Annotated in this window: 18 protein-coding genes and 1 riboswitch; of the genes, 14 read left to right on the top strand and 4 right to left on the bottom strand. The window is 67.1% G+C overall.

Annotation, left to right across the window (positions count from 1 at the left end):
* Positions 1-125 precede the first annotated feature (125 nt).
* Together PW843_20810 and PW843_20805 are read left to right on the top strand one after the other, a co-directional pair.
* Positions 126-731: a response regulator transcription factor gene (locus tag PW843_20810; protein MDE1149016.1), complete on the top strand. Its 606-nt coding sequence runs from the start codon at positions 126-128 to the stop codon at positions 729-731.
* Positions 731-1,204 (top strand): hypothetical protein, encoded by a 474-nt coding sequence (locus PW843_20805; protein ID MDE1149015.1) that lies wholly within the window; start codon positions 731-733, stop codon positions 1,202-1,204. Before PW843_20810 ends, PW843_20805 begins: the two co-directional genes overlap by 1 nt.
* A 161-nt stretch (positions 1,205-1,365) precedes the next feature.
* On the opposite strand, the gene PW843_20800 is transcribed toward PW843_20805, so the two are convergent.
* The 3 genes from PW843_20800 to secB all read right to left on the bottom strand — a co-directional run bounded on the left by PW843_20800 (position 1,366) and on the right by secB (position 2,985).
* Positions 1,366-1,827: a transposase gene (locus PW843_20800; GenBank protein MDE1149014.1), complete on the bottom strand. Its 462-nt coding sequence runs from the start codon at positions 1,825-1,827 to the stop codon at positions 1,366-1,368.
* The gene (locus tag PW843_20795; protein ID MDE1149013.1) at positions 1,790-2,308 is read right to left on the bottom strand and encodes a transposase; all 519 of its coding nucleotides are present in this window, start codon (positions 2,306-2,308) and stop codon (positions 1,790-1,792) included. The genes PW843_20800 and PW843_20795 overlap by 38 nt, the downstream gene beginning before the upstream one ends.
* 236 nt (positions 2,309-2,544) lie before the next feature.
* Positions 2,545-2,985 (bottom strand): protein-export chaperone SecB, encoded by a 441-nt coding sequence (secB, locus tag PW843_20790; protein MDE1149012.1) that lies wholly within the window; start codon positions 2,983-2,985, stop codon positions 2,545-2,547.
* A 295-nt stretch (positions 2,986-3,280) separates the two neighbouring features.
* Positions 3,281-3,358, top strand: a riboswitch (SAM riboswitch).
* 62 nt (positions 3,359-3,420) lie between these two features.
* Between secB and metZ the strand changes: the two genes are divergently transcribed.
* The 10 genes from metZ (at position 3,421) to PW843_20740 (ending at position 16,126) form a co-directional block, all read left to right on the top strand.
* Positions 3,421-4,626, top strand: coding sequence for an O-succinylhomoserine sulfhydrylase (gene metZ / locus PW843_20785; GenBank protein MDE1149011.1), 1,206 nt, complete (start codon positions 3,421-3,423; stop codon positions 4,624-4,626).
* A gap of 198 nt (positions 4,627-4,824) precedes the next feature.
* Positions 4,825-5,421 carry a hypothetical protein gene (locus tag PW843_20780; GenBank protein MDE1149010.1) on the top strand — a complete coding sequence of 199 codons (597 nt, stop codon included), beginning with the start codon at positions 4,825-4,827 and terminating at the stop codon, positions 5,419-5,421.
* 288 nt (positions 5,422-5,709) lie between these two features.
* Positions 5,710-8,586, top strand: coding sequence for a [protein-PII] uridylyltransferase (locus PW843_20775; GenBank protein MDE1149009.1), 2,877 nt, complete (start codon positions 5,710-5,712; stop codon positions 8,584-8,586).
* A 101-nt stretch (positions 8,587-8,687) separates the two neighbouring features.
* Entirely contained in the window at positions 8,688-10,244 is a 1,557-nt protein-coding gene (gene murJ / locus PW843_20770) for a murein biosynthesis integral membrane protein MurJ (protein ID MDE1149008.1), read from the top strand.
* A gap of 89 nt (positions 10,245-10,333) precedes the next feature.
* The gene (gene trpS / locus PW843_20765) at positions 10,334-11,332 is read left to right on the top strand and encodes a tryptophan--tRNA ligase (protein MDE1149007.1); all 999 of its coding nucleotides are present in this window, start codon (positions 10,334-10,336) and stop codon (positions 11,330-11,332) included.
* 190 nt (positions 11,333-11,522) lie between these two features.
* Positions 11,523-12,446, top strand: coding sequence for a sulfite exporter TauE/SafE family protein (locus PW843_20760; protein MDE1149006.1), 924 nt, complete (start codon positions 11,523-11,525; stop codon positions 12,444-12,446).
* A 20-nt stretch (positions 12,447-12,466) separates the two neighbouring features.
* Complete coding sequence (locus PW843_20755) at positions 12,467-13,186, top strand: TIGR02186 family protein (protein ID MDE1149005.1); 720 nt, start codon at positions 12,467-12,469, stop codon at positions 13,184-13,186.
* 43 nt (positions 13,187-13,229) lie between these two features.
* The gene (locus PW843_20750; protein MDE1149004.1) at positions 13,230-13,751 is read left to right on the top strand and encodes a universal stress protein; all 522 of its coding nucleotides are present in this window, start codon (positions 13,230-13,232) and stop codon (positions 13,749-13,751) included.
* A gap of 262 nt (positions 13,752-14,013) precedes the next feature.
* On the top strand, positions 14,014-14,568 hold the full coding sequence (locus PW843_20745) for a NifU family protein (GenBank protein MDE1149003.1): 555 nt from the start codon (positions 14,014-14,016) through the stop codon (positions 14,566-14,568).
* A 400-nt stretch (positions 14,569-14,968) separates the two neighbouring features.
* Complete coding sequence (locus PW843_20740) at positions 14,969-16,126, top strand: glucosaminidase domain-containing protein (protein ID MDE1149002.1); 1,158 nt, start codon at positions 14,969-14,971, stop codon at positions 16,124-16,126.
* 5 nt (positions 16,127-16,131) lie between these two features.
* On the opposite strand, the gene ddpX is transcribed toward PW843_20740, so the two are convergent.
* The gene (ddpX, locus tag PW843_20735) at positions 16,132-16,683 is read right to left on the bottom strand and encodes a D-alanyl-D-alanine dipeptidase (GenBank protein ID MDE1149001.1); all 552 of its coding nucleotides are present in this window, start codon (positions 16,681-16,683) and stop codon (positions 16,132-16,134) included.
* Between the two features lie 84 nt (positions 16,684-16,767).
* Here ddpX and tsaB point away from each other — a divergent pair, with 84 nt between their 5' ends.
* Positions 16,768-17,535, top strand: coding sequence for a tRNA (adenosine(37)-N6)-threonylcarbamoyltransferase complex dimerization subunit type 1 TsaB (gene tsaB, locus PW843_20730; protein ID MDE1149000.1), 768 nt, complete (start codon positions 16,768-16,770; stop codon positions 17,533-17,535).
* Complete coding sequence (locus tag PW843_20725; GenBank protein MDE1148999.1) at positions 17,532-18,032, top strand: GNAT family N-acetyltransferase; 501 nt, start codon at positions 17,532-17,534, stop codon at positions 18,030-18,032. Before tsaB ends, PW843_20725 begins: the two co-directional genes overlap by 4 nt.
* Position 18,033 lies beyond the last annotated feature (1 nt).

The raw sequence follows: 18,033 nt of genomic DNA, 5'->3' as shown, positions 1-18,033 counted from the left end.
CCGATAACTGCACCTATCATCAAAATTCCGCTTGGCAAGCCCTTGTCGAAGCAGAAAAAAGATTCAAATAGCAGGGCTTATTGGTCTATCCTTTTGGATAGAGCAACCGCGGGGGGTCGCCTCACATGCGCTTACTGATTGCCGACGATCATGGTCTGGTCCGCGACGCGTTGTCCTCTCACATTGAGAGGCAGGCGCCGGGTGCGGTCGTCGTAGGGGCCGCCAGCGTGGATGAAGCCGTGACCGGCCTGCGCCAGGACAAGGGGATCGACCTGCTGATCCTGGACCTGCGCATGCCGGGAATGAACGGCCTGGACGGCCTTCAGCGGGTACGCCAGGAATTTCCCGCCCTCAAGGTGGCGCTGATGTCGGGCCTGGCCCGGCCGGATGAGATCCGGGGCGCCTTCGCCCGGGGGGCGGTGGGTTTCCTGCCCAAGACCCTGAGCGCCACGGACCTGCTGTCCGCCATCCAGACCATGCTGTCCGGCGAACGTTTCGTTCCGGCCGACCTCAACACCGGCGACACGGCCGACGGCGCCAGCTTCACCCGGCGTGAGCGCGAGGTGCTGGACTATCTGCTCCAGGGCCGTTCCAACAAGGAAATCGCCCGCTCGCTGGAGTTGGAAGAGGTGACGGTGAAGCTGCATGTGCGGGGTATCTGCCGCAAGCTGGGGGCCAAGAACCGCACCCAGGCGGTGATGCGCGCGGTGGAGATGGGCATCGCCAGCTGATGGCCGGGCCTGCCGACGGGCGCGTCGTTCCTCCGACCTTCCTGCACGACCTGAACAACCTGCTGACCGCCATCCACGGCTATTCCACCATGCTGGCCGGCGATCTGCCCGAAGGCGGGACAGAGCGGGAATTCGCATCCCGCATCCTGGCCGCGGCGGAAGAGGCGCGGCAACTGGTGGCCAGCGTGCCCCGCGCCAAGTCCCGGTCGGATGAGATCCGGGTGCTGCTGGTGGGCGGGGCGACCGCCCGCCTGGCTGGTGCGCTGGAGACATTGGGTCTGGAGGTGACCCTGGCCGCCACCCCGCGTGAGGCGCAGGCCGCCCTGAAGTCCAATGATGCCGCCTGGCAGGTGGTGGCAGCCCCCGCTGAGACGCTGGACAAGCTGGAAACCGTTCTGCCGCGTGTCGCCATTCCGGCCGGCGCCGATGCCGTCACCGTCGATGGCCTGATCCGGGCTGCCGCCGCCGGCTGATCGCCGGATCTCTACCAAAATCCGAAAAGAAAACCGCCCGGAGCAGGTGCGCCGGGCGGTGATTTCTTCTGCCCGGTTACGACCTAGGCCCCGACTGGGGCCGCCGGAAGTTTCTGGGGAGCGTAGCGGACTGGAAACTGAGGACAGCCAAGCAACTGTCTTCATGAGGCGTGAGCCGGATCGTATTCGCGCTGTTGCCTGAGGATTGAGTTTGCGAGGACGATGATTTTCCGCATGAGTGCGGTGAGAGCGACCTTGGGCTTTTTGCCGGCGGCGATGAGCTTTTTGTAGAAGGCGGCCAGGGGTGGGTTGTGGCGGCTGGCGACGACGGCGGCCATGTAGAGAACGTTACGGACGGCGGGTCTTCCGCCGTAGATGCTCCGGGGCCCGTCGCGTTTTCCGCTTTGATTGTCCATGGGTGCGACGCCGGCGAGGGCGGCAGCCTGTTGGCGTGTAAGGGCGCCCAGTTCGGGCATATGGGCCAGCGCGGTACTTGCGAAGACAGGGCCTATGGCGGGGATGGAGCGGAGGAATTTGTTCTTGGTCTTCAAGACCTCCGAGGCGGCGATGTGGCTGGCGATGCGCTTATCGACCAGGACGATCTGAAGGGCGATGGATTTCAATCGTCGCTTGGCCATGTCGGCGCAGTTCGGCGTTCTCCAGCCGTCTGGCCTGGTTGGTGATCGTGGTCCGATCCTCAAGCAATTGGCGGCGGTATGTTGTCAGCTCAGCCAACGCTTCCCGGTCTTTGTCCGGCTTGTGGTCTTCCCCTTTGATCGCCTTGGCATAGGCTGCGATCATGCGGGCGTCGAGCCGATCATTCTTGGCCCAACGACCGGAAGCTTTGGCGTAGTAGCGAACCTTGCGGGGGTCGACGATCCGAACTGGGATCTCGGCCTTCACCATGGTCTGAGCGACGGGCCGTTCATAGCCACCGCTGGCCTCCATGACGATCTGCACGGTGCGTTTCCGGCAGCGTTGCCGCAAAGCCACGTAGCCAGCCGGGGAATTCTCAATTTGGAAGACATCCCCGGTTTCATCGTCGAAGCCGTCGAGACGGTCCTTGCTGACATCCAGGGCGATGATAGAGTCGTTCTGCGCCATCTTCATACTCCCAGCCTTGCGCATGCGGGGCGGCGACCCCGTGCAACTGTTCGGGCTAATGAAGGGGCCGACCGGAGAGCCTTGCTTGGCTACGGAGCCGGAACTTCCCGCCGTTGGAACGGTCTTCCGGTCGGATCACGGGCTGGGGCATGCCCCAGCCCGTGACGGCGCTACTTTACGCAGATTGGGAAGATACAAGCCGCCGGATGGCGGCACCGGCGCCTGAGGACATGGCATCAAGCCTGCGCCATGTTTTCCGGGTTCTCGGCGGCCAGCACCTGGCGGCGGTACAGGTCGACGAAGTCCAGCGGCTGCAGCATCAGCGGCGGGAAGCCGCCGTCGCGCACGGCGTCGGACACGATGGAACGGGCGAAGGGGAACAGCAGGCGCGGCGCTTCGATCAGCAGGACGGCGCGGGTCTGGTCCAGCGGCATCGGCGGCATGGAGAAGATGCCGGCATAGGACAGTTCCACGATGAAGGCGGTGCGGCCCTCATGGCTGGCCTCGGCGCGGATGTTCAGCGCCACCTCATGCACGTTCTCGCCCACATTGCGGGCCTGGACGTCGACCTGCAGGTCCACCTTGGGCTGCTGGGCGTTCATCAGGCTGGCGGGGGCGTTCGGGTTCTCGAACGACAGGTCCCGGACGTACTGGGCATTGACCACCAGCGGAAGCATGCCGCCCTGGCTGGGTTCGGCGCCATTGCCGGCAGCGCCGGTACCGTTCAGGCTGGTCTCGTCGGACATTGGTCTGGGACTCCCGGTAAAAGCAAATCAGCTATTCCGCGATGGCGGATGTGACGCGCGCGGGACTAGCACGGAAGCGGGCGGGCGGCAACCGGGCATTACGGCCCAGGGGCCATGGCCGGCGCTGAAACCAAGGCAAAGCGCCATCCGGAGCATGCCGCCCGGCATTGTCGCCATGACAATGGGTGGTGTTGACGCTGGCCCTCGGCCGGGCCTAAAACCGGTGCCGTGACCCCGTGGTGATTTGCTGACCGGCTTGCAGACCACGTTAAACAAGCTGCTAAAAGGTCGGGCCGTACATAAGGTACACCGACCATGCCGCCGCCCTTCGCCGGTCGCGGTTGCCTTATGATCGGAGTGACGGCCATGGGCCAGACGCCTGAAAACCCTTCCAGCAAGTCCTTCCGCCCCCGCACCCAACTGGTGCACGGCGGCACCCGCCGCAGCGGGTTCGAGGAAACGTCCGAGGCCCTGTTCCTGACCTCCGGCTTCATCTACGGCAGTGCGGAGGAGGCGGAGGCCGCTTTCGTCAACGACGGATCGCGTTTCGTCTACTCCCGTTTCCGCAACCCCACCGTCGCCATGTTCGAGGAACGGCTGGCCGGGTATGAGGGCTTTCCCCGCTGTATCGCCACGGCCAGCGGCATGGCCGCCGTCAACCTGGCGGTGATGGGCCTGCTGAAGGCCGGCGACCGGGTGGTGGCGCCGCACGCGCTGTTCGGCTCCTGCCTTTATATCGTCAAGGATCTGGCGCCGCGCTACGGCATCCAATGCACCCTGGTGGATGGCACCGACCTGAAGCAGTGGGAAGAGGCCCTGTCCACGCCGGCGGCGGTCGTCTTCCTGGAAAGCCCCAGCAACCCCACCATGCAGGTGGTGGACGTGGCCGCCGTGGCGGAACTGGCGCACAAGGCCGGCGCCCGCGTGGTGGTGGACAATGTCTTCGCCACCCCGGTGCTGCAGCGGCCCAAGGAGATGGGCGCCGACCTCGTCGTCTATTCCGCGACCAAGCACATCGATGGCCAGGGCCGTTGCCTGGGCGGTGCTGTGCTGTGTGATGACGAGGTGGCGGCCCTGATCGCCCCCGTGCTGCGCCATACCGGCCCGGCCATGAGCCCCTTCAACGCCTGGGTGCTGCTGAAGGGCCTGGAAACGCTGGAACTGCGCGTCGCGACACAGTCGGCTTCGGCCCAGATCCTGGCGGAATTCCTGGAATCCCATGCGGCGGTGGACCGCGTGCTGTACCCCGGCCTGCGCAGCCATCCGCAGCATGAGCTGGCCATGCGGCAGATGAGCGCCGGCGGCACCACCATCACCCTGGATGTGAAGGGTGGCAAGGCCGCCGCCTTCCGCCTGCTGAACGCCCTGAAGATCATCAAGATCTCCAACAACCTGGGCGATGCCAAAAGCCTGATCACCCACAACGCCACCACCACCCACCAGCGCCTGAACGACGAGGAAAAGGCCGCCGTGGGCATTGGCCCCGGCACCCTGCGCCTGTCGGTGGGGCTGGAGGATGCGGACGATCTGCGCGACGACCTGGCGGCCGGCCTGGCCGCCGCAATGGGCTGACCTTCCTGCCGCCGGCCTTGCCCTCGTGGGTGGGGGCCGGCGGCGCTTGCGCCTTTCGATCGAGGCTCGGCGGCGACTTCGCCGGTGGACGCCCGGGACCGTTTCCCATAATGTTGCATCGCACAATCGCGGTGCAACATAAGGGAGCGTTAACAATTGCCCCACCGGCATGTCCCTTACCCGCCCGCCCGGCGGCCTGTGAAGCGGTCCGGAAAGGGCCGCATCGGCATGGTCATCCCGGGCACGCCACCCGGCGCGACCGACGCCATGGATCTGAAGCGGGCCCAGGTGGAACTGGATCGCGTGGCCGCCCGCGTGCACGAGATGGCCTTCGCCTCCGCCCACACCATCAACGCGCGGCTGGGCCTGCTGGCCCAGACCGGTGGCGATCCGGTGGCGCTGGGCACCAATCCCGAATTCGAACGCATGGGCCGTGAGAAGGTCGAGGCCTTCGCGGATTCAGCCTTGGCCCTGGTCGGCGGCCTGCGTGCCTTCCAGGACGCCTGGTGGCGCTGGCGCGACAACCAGGTGGACGCGCTGGGTGAATTCGCCCGCGCCGCCTGGTCATCCTGGCATCCCGGCGACTGGGTGAAGGCCGAACGCCGGCTGGCCGCCAGCACGCTGCGCGCCGCCACCGGCGCCTTCACCCGCTTCACCCGCGCCACCAACCGCCTGGGCGGCCTGGGCCTGGAACCCATTCACCGCACCGCGTCGGCCAACGCCCGGCGTCTGTCGCTGCTGCCCCGCGTGCGCGGCCTGGTGCCGCAAGGGGCGGGGGATCCGGCGGGCGATTAGGGGGAACCCCGGCCGGGCAGCCGGGGGATCCGTTCAGCGTAAGGCCTGGGAGATAGGAACAAAAACATCCGGGGGGCGGCCATGGGACATATCGGCGGGCATTCGGGGGGAAAACGGTTAGGGCGGCTGCCGGCGCGCGCTTGGATTGATGCGTGGGACAAAGTTTGTGCCATACTCCCGGTCCGTCAGGGGGGCCGCGGTGCCGGTGCCCCGACGTCGCCTCTTGCCCTGGATGTTGCCCACCCGGACGGTTCGCCGGCCCGGGCCTTGCCAGAGACCCGTCGCGCCATGTCCGTCATCACCCGTTCCAAGTCGTCCACCCCGGCCGGTCAATCAATGCCTGAGGAAGCTGCCGCCTTGCTTGAGACCCTGCCGACGGCGGACATGCTGACCACCCGCCTGGCGAATTTGGCTGATGGTGATTTGCGGCCCGAGGCGCTGCGCACCGGTATCCTGGCCCTGCTGCGTGAGACGCTGGACCAGGGCCGCGCCCTGATCCGCCGGCGGCTGGAAAATGGCGGCCGGGGTGAGGTCTGCCTGCGTGAGGCCACGGCCCTGACCGACGCCATCGTCGTCTCGCTGGCCGACTTCGCCCTCCACCGCGTCTTCCCCACCGCCGGCCTGACCCGGGGCGACCAGTTCGCCGTGGTCGCCACCGGTGGCTATGGCCGCAAGGAAATGGCGCCCTTTTCCGACGTCGACCTGCTGTTCCTGCTGCCCTACAAGCGCACGCCGCGCATCGAGCAGGTGGTGGAATACGTCCTCTACATCCTGTGGGATCTGGGGCTGAAGGTCGGCCACGCCGTACGCTCGGTGGATGAGTGCGTGCGCCAGGCCCTGGCCGACATCACCATCCGCACCAGCCTGCTGGAGGCGCGCTTCCTTTATGGCGATGCCAAGCTGTTCACCGAATTCCGCAAACGCTTCGCCAAGGACGTGGTGGCCAACACCGGCCCCGCCTTCATTGAGGCCAAGCTGGCCGAACGCGACAGCCGCCACCTGAAGTTCTGCGACAGCCGCTATGTGCTGGAACCCAACGTGAAGGAGGGAAAGGGCGGCCTGCGCGACCTGCAGACCCTGTTCTGGATCGCCAAGTACGTCTACCAGGTCGATAAGGTGAAGGATCTGGTGGCCAACGGCGTGCTGCTGGCGGAAGAGGCGCAGCGCTTCGCCAAGGCGCAGAACTTCCTGTGGACCTGCCGCTGCCACCTGCACTACCTGACCGGCCGGGGCGAAGACCGCCTGACCTTCGACGTGCAGGGTGAGATGGCCCGCCGCTTGGGCTACACCGACCATGCCGGGACCAGCGACGTCGAACGCTTCATGAAGCATTACTTCCTGATGGCCAAGGACGTGGGCGACCTGACCCGCATCATCTGCGCCACCCTGGAACAGGAAAGCCAGCGGCCGCCCCGCTTCGCCTTCCTGCGGCGCCTGAAGCCCAGTGAGTTGGAAGGCTTCGTCATCGACAACGGCCGCCTCAGCATCCGCGACGACCGCCATTTCCGGGATCAGCCGGTGGACATGGTGCGCCTGTTCCGCGTGGCGCAGTGGCACAATCTGGACATCCATCCCAAGGCCTTGCGGGCGTTGGCGCGCTCGCTGTCGTCGCTGGGCGCCAAGGTGCGCAACGATCCCGAGGCCAACCGGCTGTTCCTGGAAATCCTGGGCTCGCGCAAGGATCCCGAGGTCACGTTGCGCCGCATGAATGAGGCCGGGGTGCTGGGCCGGTTCCTGCCCGACTTCGGCCGGGTCGTGGCCCAGATGCAGTACGACATGTACCATATGTTCACGGTGGACGAGCACACGCTGTTCGCCATGGGCATCCTGCACGACATCGACAAAGGCACCCTGAAGGACGAGGTGCCGCTGGCGTGCGAGGTCATCCACACCATCAGTTCCAAACGCGCGCTGTCGGTGGCCCTGCTGCTGCACGACGTGGCCAAGGGCCGGGGCGGTGACCATTCCACCCTGGGCGCCAAGGTGGCGGAGAAGCTGTGCCCCCGCCTGGGCATGACGGAGGAAGAGACGGAAACGGTGGCCTGGCTGGTGCGCGAACACCTGACCATGTCCATCGTCGCCTTCAAGCGCGATCTGGATGACGAGAAGACCATCCGCGACTTCATCGACGTGGTGAAGTCGCCCGAACGGCTGAAGCTGCTGCTGGTCCTCACCGTGGCCGACATCCGCGCCGTCGGCCCCGGCCGCTGGAACAATTGGAAGGCCACGCTGCTGCGGCAATTGTATTGGCGGTCGGAAGAGATGATGTCCGGCGGCGTCGTCGGCTCCGACGGGCGCGAACGGCGCATCGCCAATGCCCAGGCCGCCGTGCGCGCGCAGTTGCCGGACTGGACGGACGCCGACCTGGATCACCATCTGGCGCTGGGTTACCCTAACTACTGGCTGGCCTTCGATCCGCCCACCCTGGCGCAGCACGCCCGCCTGATCCATGACGCGGAGGCGCGCCAGGCGCCGCTGACCATCGACACCCGTTTCGACACCGGCCGGTCGGTGACGGAGGTGACGATCTACACCGCCGACCATGCCGGCCTGTTCTCCCGCCTGGCGGGCGCCATGGCGCTGGCCGGTGCCGACATCGTCGATGCCCGCATCACCACCATGACCAACGGCATGGCGCTGGACGTGTTCTCCCTGCAAGGGGCCGGTCCCGCCGGCGGCCGGTTCGATGCCGGCGACCGGCTGTCACGGCTGAAGGCGTCGGTGGAAAAGGCGCTGGCGGGTGATGTCAAGCTGGCGCCGGAACTGGCCAAGCGCACCTCGCCGCTGCCGTCGCGCACCCGGGTGTTCCGGGTGCCGCCGCGCGTGCTGGTCGATAACAAGGCCAGCGCCGGCTACACGGTGATCGAGGTCAACGGCCGCGACCGGCCGGGCCTGCTGTACGATTTGACCCGGGCGCTGACGGCCCTGAACCTGCAGATCGCCTCGGCCAAGATCTCCACCTACGGCAACGCCGCCGTCGACGTGTTCTATGTGAAGGACATCTTCGGCCTGAAGGTGGCGCATGAGGCCAAGCTGACCCAGATCCGCAAGGAACTGCTGGCCGTGCTGGCCGACCCGTCGAACGATCCGGCGGGCGATGCCTTGCCGGTGGAGCCCAAGGCCAAGCCGGTGCGCCGCCGCTCCACCGCCGCCGCGGCCGAGTGAGGTGGTCGCTGCCGGTGGAATGCGCCTGACATGGTGACAAAGTGGCGCCCCGCCTATCGGGGCTGGCGTGGTTCCGCATTTTCCGATAATGCGCTGGCCCTATGAGCTTCGCGCGCGCTACCGCCACCGTGGGCGGCCTCACCCTCATCTCCCGTGTCGGCGGCTTCGTCCGCGATCTGCTGACCGCCTGGGTGCTGGGTGCCGGCGTGGCGGCGGACATCTTCATCGTCGCCCAGCGGCTGCCCAACTACTTCCGCTCCATGTTCGCGGAAGGGGCGTTCACCGTCAGTTTCGTGCCCATGTACGCCGCCGACCTGAAGGCGCGGGGACGGGGGCCGGCCGATGAATTCGCCGACCAGGCCTTGTCCTTCATGGTCATGGTGCTGCTGCCCATCACCGCCCTGGTGATGATCGCCATGCCCTGGGTGATGCTGGGCCTGGCCAGTGGTTACGCCGACCGGCCCACAGAATTCGGCCGGCTGGTGGAACTGGGCCGCATCACCTTTCCCTACCTGGTCTTCATTTCCATCACGGCGCTTCAGACCGGCGTGCTGAATGCGCTGGGCCGCTTCGGCCCGGGGGCGGCCGCCCCCATCGCCTTCAACATCTGCATGATCGCGGCGCTGGGCTGTACCGCCTGGCTGCGGCTGGAGGCCAATCTGGGCCAGGCCTGGGGCCTGACGATTTCCGGCATGGTGCAGATGGTCTGGCTGGCCTATTCCTGCCACCGGGCGGGGGTGCATCTGCGCATCACCTGGCCGCGCCTGACGCCGGATCTGCGCCGCCTGTTCCGCCAGATGGTGCCGGGCGCCATCAGCGCCAGCGTCATCCAGATCAACCTGATCATCGGCACGCATGTGGCCTCGCTGCTGCCGTCGGGGTCCATCTCCTACCTTTATTATGCCGACCGCCTGAACCAGCTGCCGCTGGGGGTGATCGGCATCGCCATCGGCACAGCCCTGCTGCCCACCCTGTCGCGCCATGTTCAGGCCGGGGAACGGGACGCCATCGACCACCATGTCAGCCGCGGCATCGAATTCGGCCTGATCCTGGCGCTGCCCGCGGCCTTCGCCCTGGGCCTGGTGCCGGAACCGATCTACAAGGCGCTGTTCCACGGCGGTCGGTTTGGTCTGGCGGAGGCGCACCAGACCGCGCTGGCCCTGGCGGTCTACGCGCCGGGCATCCCGGCCTATGTGGCGTCCAAGGTGCTGACCGCCATCTATTTCGCCCACCAGGACACGCGCACGCCCATGCGCATCGCCATCGCCACGCTGGTGGGCAACATGGCGCTGGCCACGGTGCTGGCGCTCTACACCCCGCTGGGCCATGTCGGCATCGCGCTGGCCAGCACCATCACCGCCTGGGGCAACATCACCCTGCTGTCCCTCTCGCTCGCTCGCCGGGGCTGGCTGCGGCTGGACCGCCAGCTGATGGTCCGGGCACCTCGCATCCTGCTGGCCAGCGTGATCATGGCCGCCTGCCTGCTGCCCCTGGCCCATGTCCTGGACCCCTATTTCGAGGGGGCGGTCTGGGTGCGGGTGCCGGCGCTGGCGGGCCTGGTCGCGGCCGGCCTGGCGGCCTACGGCGTGGCGGTGGTGGCTGTGCGCGGCGTGGTGGTGACCGACTTCCTGGCCCGGATCCGCCGCCGGCGCAAATAAGGGTCACCGTCGGGCCGGCTTGACCGGGGCGGGGCGGGGGCCCTACCTTCGCATCCCGGTTTTACATTCCCTTTCCCAAGGCTACCCTCATGAACCGCATCTTTTCCGGCATGCAGCCGACCCGCCTGCTTCATCTTGGCAACTACCTGGGCGCGTTACGGAATTGGGTGGCCTTGCAGGAACAGTATGAGTGCATCTTCTGCGTCGTGGACCTGCACGCCCTGACCCTGCCGCAGGATGCGCCGACGCTGAAGAAGAACATCCGCGCCGTGGCCGCGGCCTACATCGCCGCCGGCGTCGATCCGGAACGCAACCTGATCTACAACCAGTCCGCCGTGTCCGGCCATGCCGAGCTGTCGTGGATTTTCTCCTGCCACACCCCCATGGGCTGGCTGAACCGGATGACCCAGTTCAAGGAGAAGGCGGGCAAGCACAAGGACAACGCGGTGCTGGGCCTCTACGCCTATCCCGTGCTGATGGCGGCCGACATCCTGCTGTACAAGGCGACCCACGTGCCGGTGGGCGAGGACCAGAAGCAGCATCTGGAACTGGCCCGCGATATCGGCGGCGCCTTCAATCGCTTCTACGACCAGGAATACTTCCCCCTGCCGGAACCCATGATCCTGGGTGAGGCGACACGGGTGATGAGCTTGCGCGACGGCACCAAGAAGATGAGCAAGTCGGACGAGTCCGACTACAGCCGCATCAACCTGACCGATGACGCCGACGCCATCGCCCTGAAGATCCGCAAGGCCAAGACCGATCCGGAGCCCCTGCCGGACACCGCCGAGGAACTGGCCAAGCGGCCCGAGGCCGACAACCTGGTGACGATCTACGCGGCGCTGGAAAACATCAGCAAGCAGGACGCCCTGTCCCGCCACGCCGGCGCCAACTTCTCCGCCTTCAAAGCCGATTTGTGCGACCTGGCGGTGGCCAAGCTGTCGCCCATGACCGAAAAGATGAACCAGTTGTTGGCCGAGCCCACGGAACTGGACCGCATCCTGCGTAACGGCGCCGACAAGGCCAACGAGATCGCGGCCAAGACCATGGCCGAGGTCAAGGACATCGTCGGCCTGCTGCGGCCTTGATGCGCTTCCAAATCGGCGGCATGAGTCCCCTCTCATGCCGCCGTAGGCCCCGACCGGGGCCGCCGCAGATTTCCGGGGAGCCGAAGGCGGACTGGAAATCGAGGAAGCCAAGGGCGCGGATGCGCCCGCCCGGCGTTTGAGGGAACACTTAAAAAGAGATAGGATATCGGGACACGCCTTAAGGGTCCCCATGCAGATCTACCTGCCGATCGCCGAAATGTCGGTCAACGTCTTCTGGGTCCTGGGCCTGGGGGCCATGGTGGGGTTCCTGTCGGGCCTGTTTGGCGTGGGCGGCGGTTTCCTGATGACGCCGCTGCTGATCTTCATCGGCGTGCCGCCGGCGGTGGCGGTGGGCACCCAGGCCAACCAGCTGGTGGGGGCCGGCGTCTCCGGCGTCATGTATCATTGGCGCAAGCGCAACGTGGATGTGAAGCTGGGCTTGGTGATGCAGGCCGGCGGCCTGGTGGGCACCGTGCTGGGCGTCATGCTGTTCGGCATGCTGCAGCGCCTGGGCCATATCGACCTGGTCATCTCCCTCACCTACGTCATCTTCCTGGGTGGCATCAGCGGCCTGATGCTGCTGGAAAGTGTGCGGGCCCTGTTCCGCGGCCGGCGCAAGGGCGCGGTCAGCCGGGGCAAGCTGCACCACCACAACTGGCTGCACGGCCTGCCGTTCAAGATGCGGTTTCCCCGCTCGCGCCTGTACATCAGCGTGCTGCTGCCGGTGGGCATCGGTTTCATCGGCGGGGTGCTGGTCGCCATCATGGGCATCGGCGGCGGCTTCCTGCTGGTGCCGGCCATGATCTACATCCTGGGCATGCCCACCACCCTGGTGGCTGGCACCTCACTTCTCCAGATCATCCTCACCACCGGCGTCGCCGCCATTTTGCAGGCCGCCACCAACCACACGGTCGATATCCTGCTGGCCCTCATGCTGCTGGTGGGCGGCGTCATCGGGGCGCAGTTCGGCTCGCGCGCCAGCGGCCACCTCAAGGGCGAACAGGCCCGCGCCCTGCTGGCGCTGACTGTGCTGGGCGTGGCGGTCAAGCTGGCGGTCGACCTGGTGCTGACGCCGGACGACCTTTATTCCATCGCCGTGACCGCCCTGAAATGAGATCCCGGCATCTCTTTTCGATGGTGTTGCTGGCAATGCTGGCGCTTTGGTCCCCGGCCCAGGCGCAGACGCTGGTGGCCGACCTGTCCAGCCACCTGATCGCCATCACCACCGGCTTCACCGGCACCGACGTGGTGCTGTTCGGCGCCATCGACCAGCCGGGCGACGTGGCGGTGGTGATCGAGGGGCCGGAGACGGCGCTGGCCGTGCGGCGCAAGGACCGGATGGCCGGCATCTGGATGAACAATGAGACGCTGAAATTCTCCCACGTCCCGGGCTTTTATGAGGTGGCGGCCAGCAAGCCGCTGGACACGCTGTTGCCGCCAGCGGTTGCCCAGCGCCACGAAATCGGGCTTGATCATGTGCGCATGCTGCCGCGCGTGGACGCCGATGCCGCCACGGTGGCGGAATTCCGCTCGGCCCTGATCCGCAACAAGCAACGCGAGGGCCTGTACGGCACCGAGGTGGGCGAGGTGGCGTTCCTGGGCCAGCGGCTGTTCCGCACCTCCATCTATTTTCCGGCCAATGTGCCGACCGGGCTTTACACCGTCAGCGTCTTCCTCATCCGCGACCAGGATGTGGTGGGGGCCCAGACCACGCCCCTGGCGGTCAGCAAGATCGGCTTTTCCGCCGACATCTATGATTTCGCCCAGCGCGATGGCCTGGTCTACGGCCTGCTGGGCGTGTTGTTGGCGGTGGGCGCCGGCTGGCTGGCCGGTACGCTGTTCCGCAAGAACTGAGCCGGCCCACGGGGGCCCGGCCCGACGGAGAGGGGTGCATGCCATGTCCGATGCCGATCACGACGCCCCCCCGCAAGACCCCGCCGCCGGGGGGGACGCGGGCCACGAGCGCATCTTCCTGGTGGTGGTGGACGAGACGGAGGAGATGGCCGTCGCGCTGCATTACGCCGCGCGCCGCGCACGCCGCACCGGCGGCCGCGTCGCCCTGCTGCACACCATAGAGCCGGGCGATTTCCAGCACTGGGCGGCGGTGGAGGACCTGATGCGCCAGGAACGGCGGGAGGAGGCGGAGCAGTTGTTGCAGCGCCTGGCCCGCGACGTGGTGGATATCTGCGGCTCCCCCCCGGCGATCTACCTGCGCGAAGGCGACACGCGGGATGAACTGCTGGCCCTGATCGCGGAGGAACCGTCCATCTCCATCCTGGTGCTGGCGGCCGGCACGGACACCGCCGGCCCCGGCCCCCTGATCACCTATATCGTGGGCAGGATGTCGGGCACGTTGCGCATTCCCATCACCATCGTGCCAGGCTCCCTGAACGACCTGCAATTGGACGCTATCACTTAATACATATCCCTTAAGCGCCAGCGGTAACGCCGCATGGTTCTCGCGACGTGGGTGTGTCGAAAATCACAGTCACGCCGCCGCTTTTTCAGGCTTTTGGACGCTGGTGCCAGTTGCGGCGCGTGGTCGCGCAGGTCGGCCCTGTCCGTTACTGCCTTGATATTGGCGATGCGCCGCCGCATTTTAGCTTAAATGCCGATGCACACAGGGCGCGCTGCCGTATTTTGCATCCGTATTTTCGTGTGATCTTTCAGGGTTTTCGTAAATGTTCATCCAGACCGAAGACACCCCGAACCCGGCCACGTTGAAGTTCATTCCGGGTCGTGAGGTGTTGGCGCGGGGAACGGCGGACTTCGCCGACAAGGGGGCCGCCGAACGGTCGCCCCTGGCGCAGGCGCTGTTCGACGTCGATGGGGTGGAGCGGGTGTTCCTGGGTGGTGATTTCGTCACCATCACCAAGGGTGGTAACCAGGATTGGTTCACGCTGAAGCCCCAGATCCTGGGGCGGATCATGGAACATTTCGCCGCAGAACGCCCCGTCCTGCTGGATGAGGCCGAGGACGGCCATAGTGCAGGTGAGGGCGAGGATGCAGAGATCGTCGCCCAGATCAAAGAATTGCTGGACACCCGCGTGCGTCCGGCCGTGGCACAGGATGGTGGCGACATCACCTTCCACGGTTTTGAAAAGGGCGTGGTCTATCTGCACATGAAGGGTTCCTGTGCCGGTTGCCCCAGTTCCACGGCCACGTTGAAGTCCGGTATTGAAAACATGCTTCGGTATTACATTCCCGAGGTTGTCGAAGTCCGCGCGGCCCGTTAGTATCCCGGTCGCCCGCCCCCCATAAAAACGGGGGAGGATGTTTTGGTGGGCGACACCTACCCCGCTTGGGACCGACAGCAATATGTCCTCCCACCGGTGTAACCCAAGTATTCCAGATGCCATGCCGGCCTGGAGAATGGCCCACATAGTGGCGGGCCCATTGGGCATGGCTGAACGGATTATCCCGGATTTGACTTCCGGCAGCACAGACGTCCCATGGACGCTTACCCCGGTCGCCCTATGTCCCTGACGGGACGCGACCGAAGGGCACGGCGTCTGGACGTACCTCGGTAACTGTTCGGAGCATTCATTAATGGCGAAGGTCGACACTGCGGGGTTTCCCGCGCAGCGCTGGCTGGCTATTGGTACCGTGCTCGTGATGGTTTTTGCGGTTATCCCGTTGACCCTCGCTGAGCTGGCATCCGGAGGCGGAACGCTTCTGGCCCCGACCGCCTATCTCATTCCCGTGAAGCGCCCGGTCCCGCAGGCCGTGGCCCAGGTCCAGACCCCCGCAGCCCCCCAGCCCAAGCTGGACGCGCAAAGCCTGCTGGCCCTGTTCAAGGAAAAGAATTTCACCCTGGACGACGTGCGTTCCGGCGAACGCGCCGTCCCCCGCATCGTGCTGGCCGGCCTGCCCCGCGACCTGGGCGCCATGGACAGCGTGGATGACCGCAAGCAGGTCTTCGTCAACACCATGCTGCCCCTGGTGCTGCTGGTGAATGAGGAGATCGAGCGCGACCGCGCCCGGCTGGTGGCGCTGCGCGACAGTGTGAAGGGCCATGCGGCACCCGTTCCGGCCGCCCCCCCGGCCGATGACGCCGCCCGGGCCACGCTGGCGAAGGCGGACGGCGTGAAGGCCGGCGCCATCGTGCCCGCCGCCCTGATCGTGTCCCCGGCCAAGGCGGTCACGTCCGGTTCCGAAGTGAAACCCGCTCTGGCGCCGGAAGGTTCCACCGCCCCCGATGCCCAGGCCGCCGTGCCGCCGCAGGCGGGGGCCGCCCTGTCGCCGCTGGACCAGGTCTGGCTGGCCCGGCTGGCTGGCCGCTACGGCATGGACCCCACCCGCAAGATCGACATGGATGCGCTGCTGCGCCGCGTGGACGCGGTGCCGGTGTCCATGGCGCTGGCCCAGGCGGCCGAGGAAAGTGGCTGGGGCACCTCGCGTTTCGCCCTGCACGGCAACGCCCTGTTCGGCCAGCTGACCTGGTCGGAAGAGGAGAAGGAGGGCATCACCCCCCGCAACCGCCATCCGGGCGACACCTCCCGCTTCCGCAAGTTCGAGGATCTGCTGGAATGCGTGCGGGTCTACATGCAGAACCTGAACACCCACGACGCCTACGCCCAGTTCCGCGCCACCCGCGCCAGCCTGCGCAAGCAGGGCAAGCCGCTGGACACCATGCTGCTGCTGACGACGCTGGACCGTTATTCCGAACTGGGCCCGGTCTATGTGAAGTCGCTGAAGTCGCTGATCCGCAGCAACAGCCTGCGCGACTTCGACCAGGCGGTCCTGCATGACGAGCCGGAACAGGTGGTGGTGCAGGTGAAGCGCGCCAGCTGATCCTGTCAGGGCCCCATCAGCGGCGGCCCCAGCGCCCCATCGTCCACCAGCGGGTAGCGATGGGCGTCGGGCAACTGGTAATGCCACCATTCCGCTTCGTAATGCCGCCAGCCCGCCGCGGCCATCAGGCCCAGCAGCAGGGCGCGGTTACGCTGGGCTGCCGCCGGCACGGTGAGGTCGGCATGGTAGGCTTGGGGCGACATGTCGTCGAAGCCCGTGCCCATGTCCAACTCCAGACCGCTCCCATCCATCAGCGTCAGGTCGACGGCCACGCCCCGGGTGTGATTGGACCCCAGCCGGGGGTCGGCGATGAACACCGGGTCGGGCAGGGTGCGCCACAGCAATGCCTGGGCCTGGGGTGGACGATAGGCGTCGAACACCTTCAGGCGTAGGCCCAGCATTCGGGCGCGATCCACCGCCCGGCGCAGGCAGCTCGCCGCCTGCGGATGCAGCAGGCATGTCGGCCGGGCGTACAGGGGGCTTCCCGTCAGATTGTCCGCCGTGGCATAGCGAAGGTCGAGATCGACATCGAAGCCGGTTTCGGGCGCGATAGTCACGAAACGGCCGCTCAGGTCGGGCCCGGGATGGTCTGGTGACATGGGTCTCCGCGCTGCTTCTTCCAGGGACACCGAAGGATCGTCATGTCTAACACGGGCAACAGCGGGACGGGTCGTATCGTCGCCCTGGGCATCGACACGGCCACCAGTGTCTGCGCCGTGGCCCTATGGGCGGTGGAACCCGATGGCCGGTCATCGTCCCTGGCCTTCCGGGGGGAGGCGCTGGCCCGCGGCCAGGCTGAACGCCTGCTGCCCCTGGTGGCGGAGGTGCTGGCCGAGGCCGGGGTGGACTATGACGCCATCGACCGCTACGGCGTCACCATCGGCCCCGGCGCCTTCACCGGCTTGCGTGTGGGCCTGGCGGCGGCGCGTGGGCTGGCGCTGGCCTCATCCCGGCCGTTGCTGGGCGTCACCGGCCTGACCGCCTTCGCCCACGCCGCCGTGCATGGGCTGGGTCAGGGCACGGCGGTACCGGCCGGGCGTCCCCTCCTGGTCGCCATCGACAGCCGGCGTGAGGATTTCTACCTGCAGGCCTTCGACGCTGCCGGCCGTCCCCTGTCCGAACCGGCGGCGGTGCTGCCGGCCGACCTGGCCGCCCATGCCGGTCGCCTGGCGCCGGCCCCGCTGGTGCTGGGCGATGCCGCCCTGGCCGCCGGGGCCGTGCTGGTCGCCGCCGGCTGTGATCATGCTGTGACCGGGATCGACCCCGCCGGCCCGGCGCTGGCCGTGGCGCGCCTGGCGGCGCTGGCCACGCCGGCGGATTTCGATGCCAATGCCGCCAACCCCCTCTACATCCGGGCACCCGACGTGACGGTGGCGCCGGCCGCGGCCGTCAGCCAAGGCACGCCATGACCCCGCGCATCCGGCCGGCGACGCCCTTCGAGGTCGAGGTGCTGGCGGCGGTGCATGCCCTGTGCTTCGCCGACCCCAACCTGGCCGGACCCGCCTGGTCGGCCCAGGCCATCGCCGACCTCATGGCGCTCAGCGGCGTGGCCGCCCTCATCGCCCTGGCCGGGGATGAACCGGACGGTGAGGGACGGCCCCTGGGCATGGCCCTGATCCGCACGGTGGTGGACGAGGCGGAAATCCTTACCATCGGCACCTTGCCGGCGGCGCGGGGGCAGGGGGTGGGTGCTGCCCTGGTGGCGGCCTGTGCCGCCGCCTCGGCCCAGGCCGGTGCCGAGGCGCTTTATTTGGAAGTGGCGGAGACGAACACGCCGGCCCGCCGTCTATACGCGGCCACGGGCTTCGAACCCGTGGGCCGGCGGGCGAATTACTATCATCTGGGCGGACAGCCGGTGGCCGCCTTGCTGCTGCGCCGGACCCTGGGCGCCGCCGCTTCGGTCTGAC

The organism is Azospirillaceae bacterium, from assembly GCA_028283825.1.
GTDB lineage: Bacteria > Pseudomonadota > Alphaproteobacteria > Azospirillales > Azospirillaceae > Nitrospirillum.
This window is presented reverse-complemented; position numbering and strand designations above follow the sequence as displayed.

What these genes read in the sequence shown, in the direction of transcription:
- PW843_20775 (MDE1149009.1), top strand. Translation starts at nt 5,710, where the DNA reads ATGTCCGTCATCACCCGTTCCAAGTCGTCCACCCCGGCCGGTCAATCA.
- metZ (MDE1149011.1), top strand. Translation starts at nt 3,421, where the DNA reads ATGGGCCAGACGCCTGAAAACCCTTCCAGCAAGTCCTTCCGCCCCCGC.
- PW843_20760 (MDE1149006.1), top strand. Translation starts at nt 11,523, where the DNA reads ATGCAGATCTACCTGCCGATCGCCGAAATGTCGGTCAACGTCTTCTGG.
- trpS (MDE1149007.1), top strand. Translation starts at nt 10,334, where the DNA reads ATGAACCGCATCTTTTCCGGCATGCAGCCGACCCGCCTGCTTCATCTT.
- murJ (MDE1149008.1), top strand. Translation starts at nt 8,688, where the DNA reads ATGAGCTTCGCGCGCGCTACCGCCACCGTGGGCGGCCTCACCCTCATC.
- tsaB (MDE1149000.1), top strand. Translation starts at nt 16,768, where the DNA reads ATGTCTAACACGGGCAACAGCGGGACGGGTCGTATCGTCGCCCTGGGC.
- PW843_20810 (MDE1149016.1), top strand. Translation starts at nt 126, where the DNA reads ATGCGCTTACTGATTGCCGACGATCATGGTCTGGTCCGCGACGCGTTG.
- PW843_20725 (MDE1148999.1), top strand. Translation starts at nt 17,532, where the DNA reads ATGACCCCGCGCATCCGGCCGGCGACGCCCTTCGAGGTCGAGGTGCTG.
- secB (MDE1149012.1), bottom strand. Translation starts at nt 2,985, where the DNA reads ATGCTTCCGCTGGTGGTCAATGCCCAGTACGTCCGGGACCTGTCGTTC.
- PW843_20745 (MDE1149003.1), top strand. Translation starts at nt 14,014, where the DNA reads ATGTTCATCCAGACCGAAGACACCCCGAACCCGGCCACGTTGAAGTTC.
- PW843_20755 (MDE1149005.1), top strand. Translation starts at nt 12,467, where the DNA reads ATGGTGTTGCTGGCAATGCTGGCGCTTTGGTCCCCGGCCCAGGCGCAG.
- PW843_20750 (MDE1149004.1), top strand. Translation starts at nt 13,230, where the DNA reads ATGTCCGATGCCGATCACGACGCCCCCCCGCAAGACCCCGCCGCCGGG.
- PW843_20805 (MDE1149015.1), top strand. Translation starts at nt 731, where the DNA reads ATGGCCGGGCCTGCCGACGGGCGCGTCGTTCCTCCGACCTTCCTGCAC.
- PW843_20795 (MDE1149013.1), bottom strand. Translation starts at nt 2,308, where the DNA reads ATGGCGCAGAACGACTCTATCATCGCCCTGGATGTCAGCAAGGACCGT.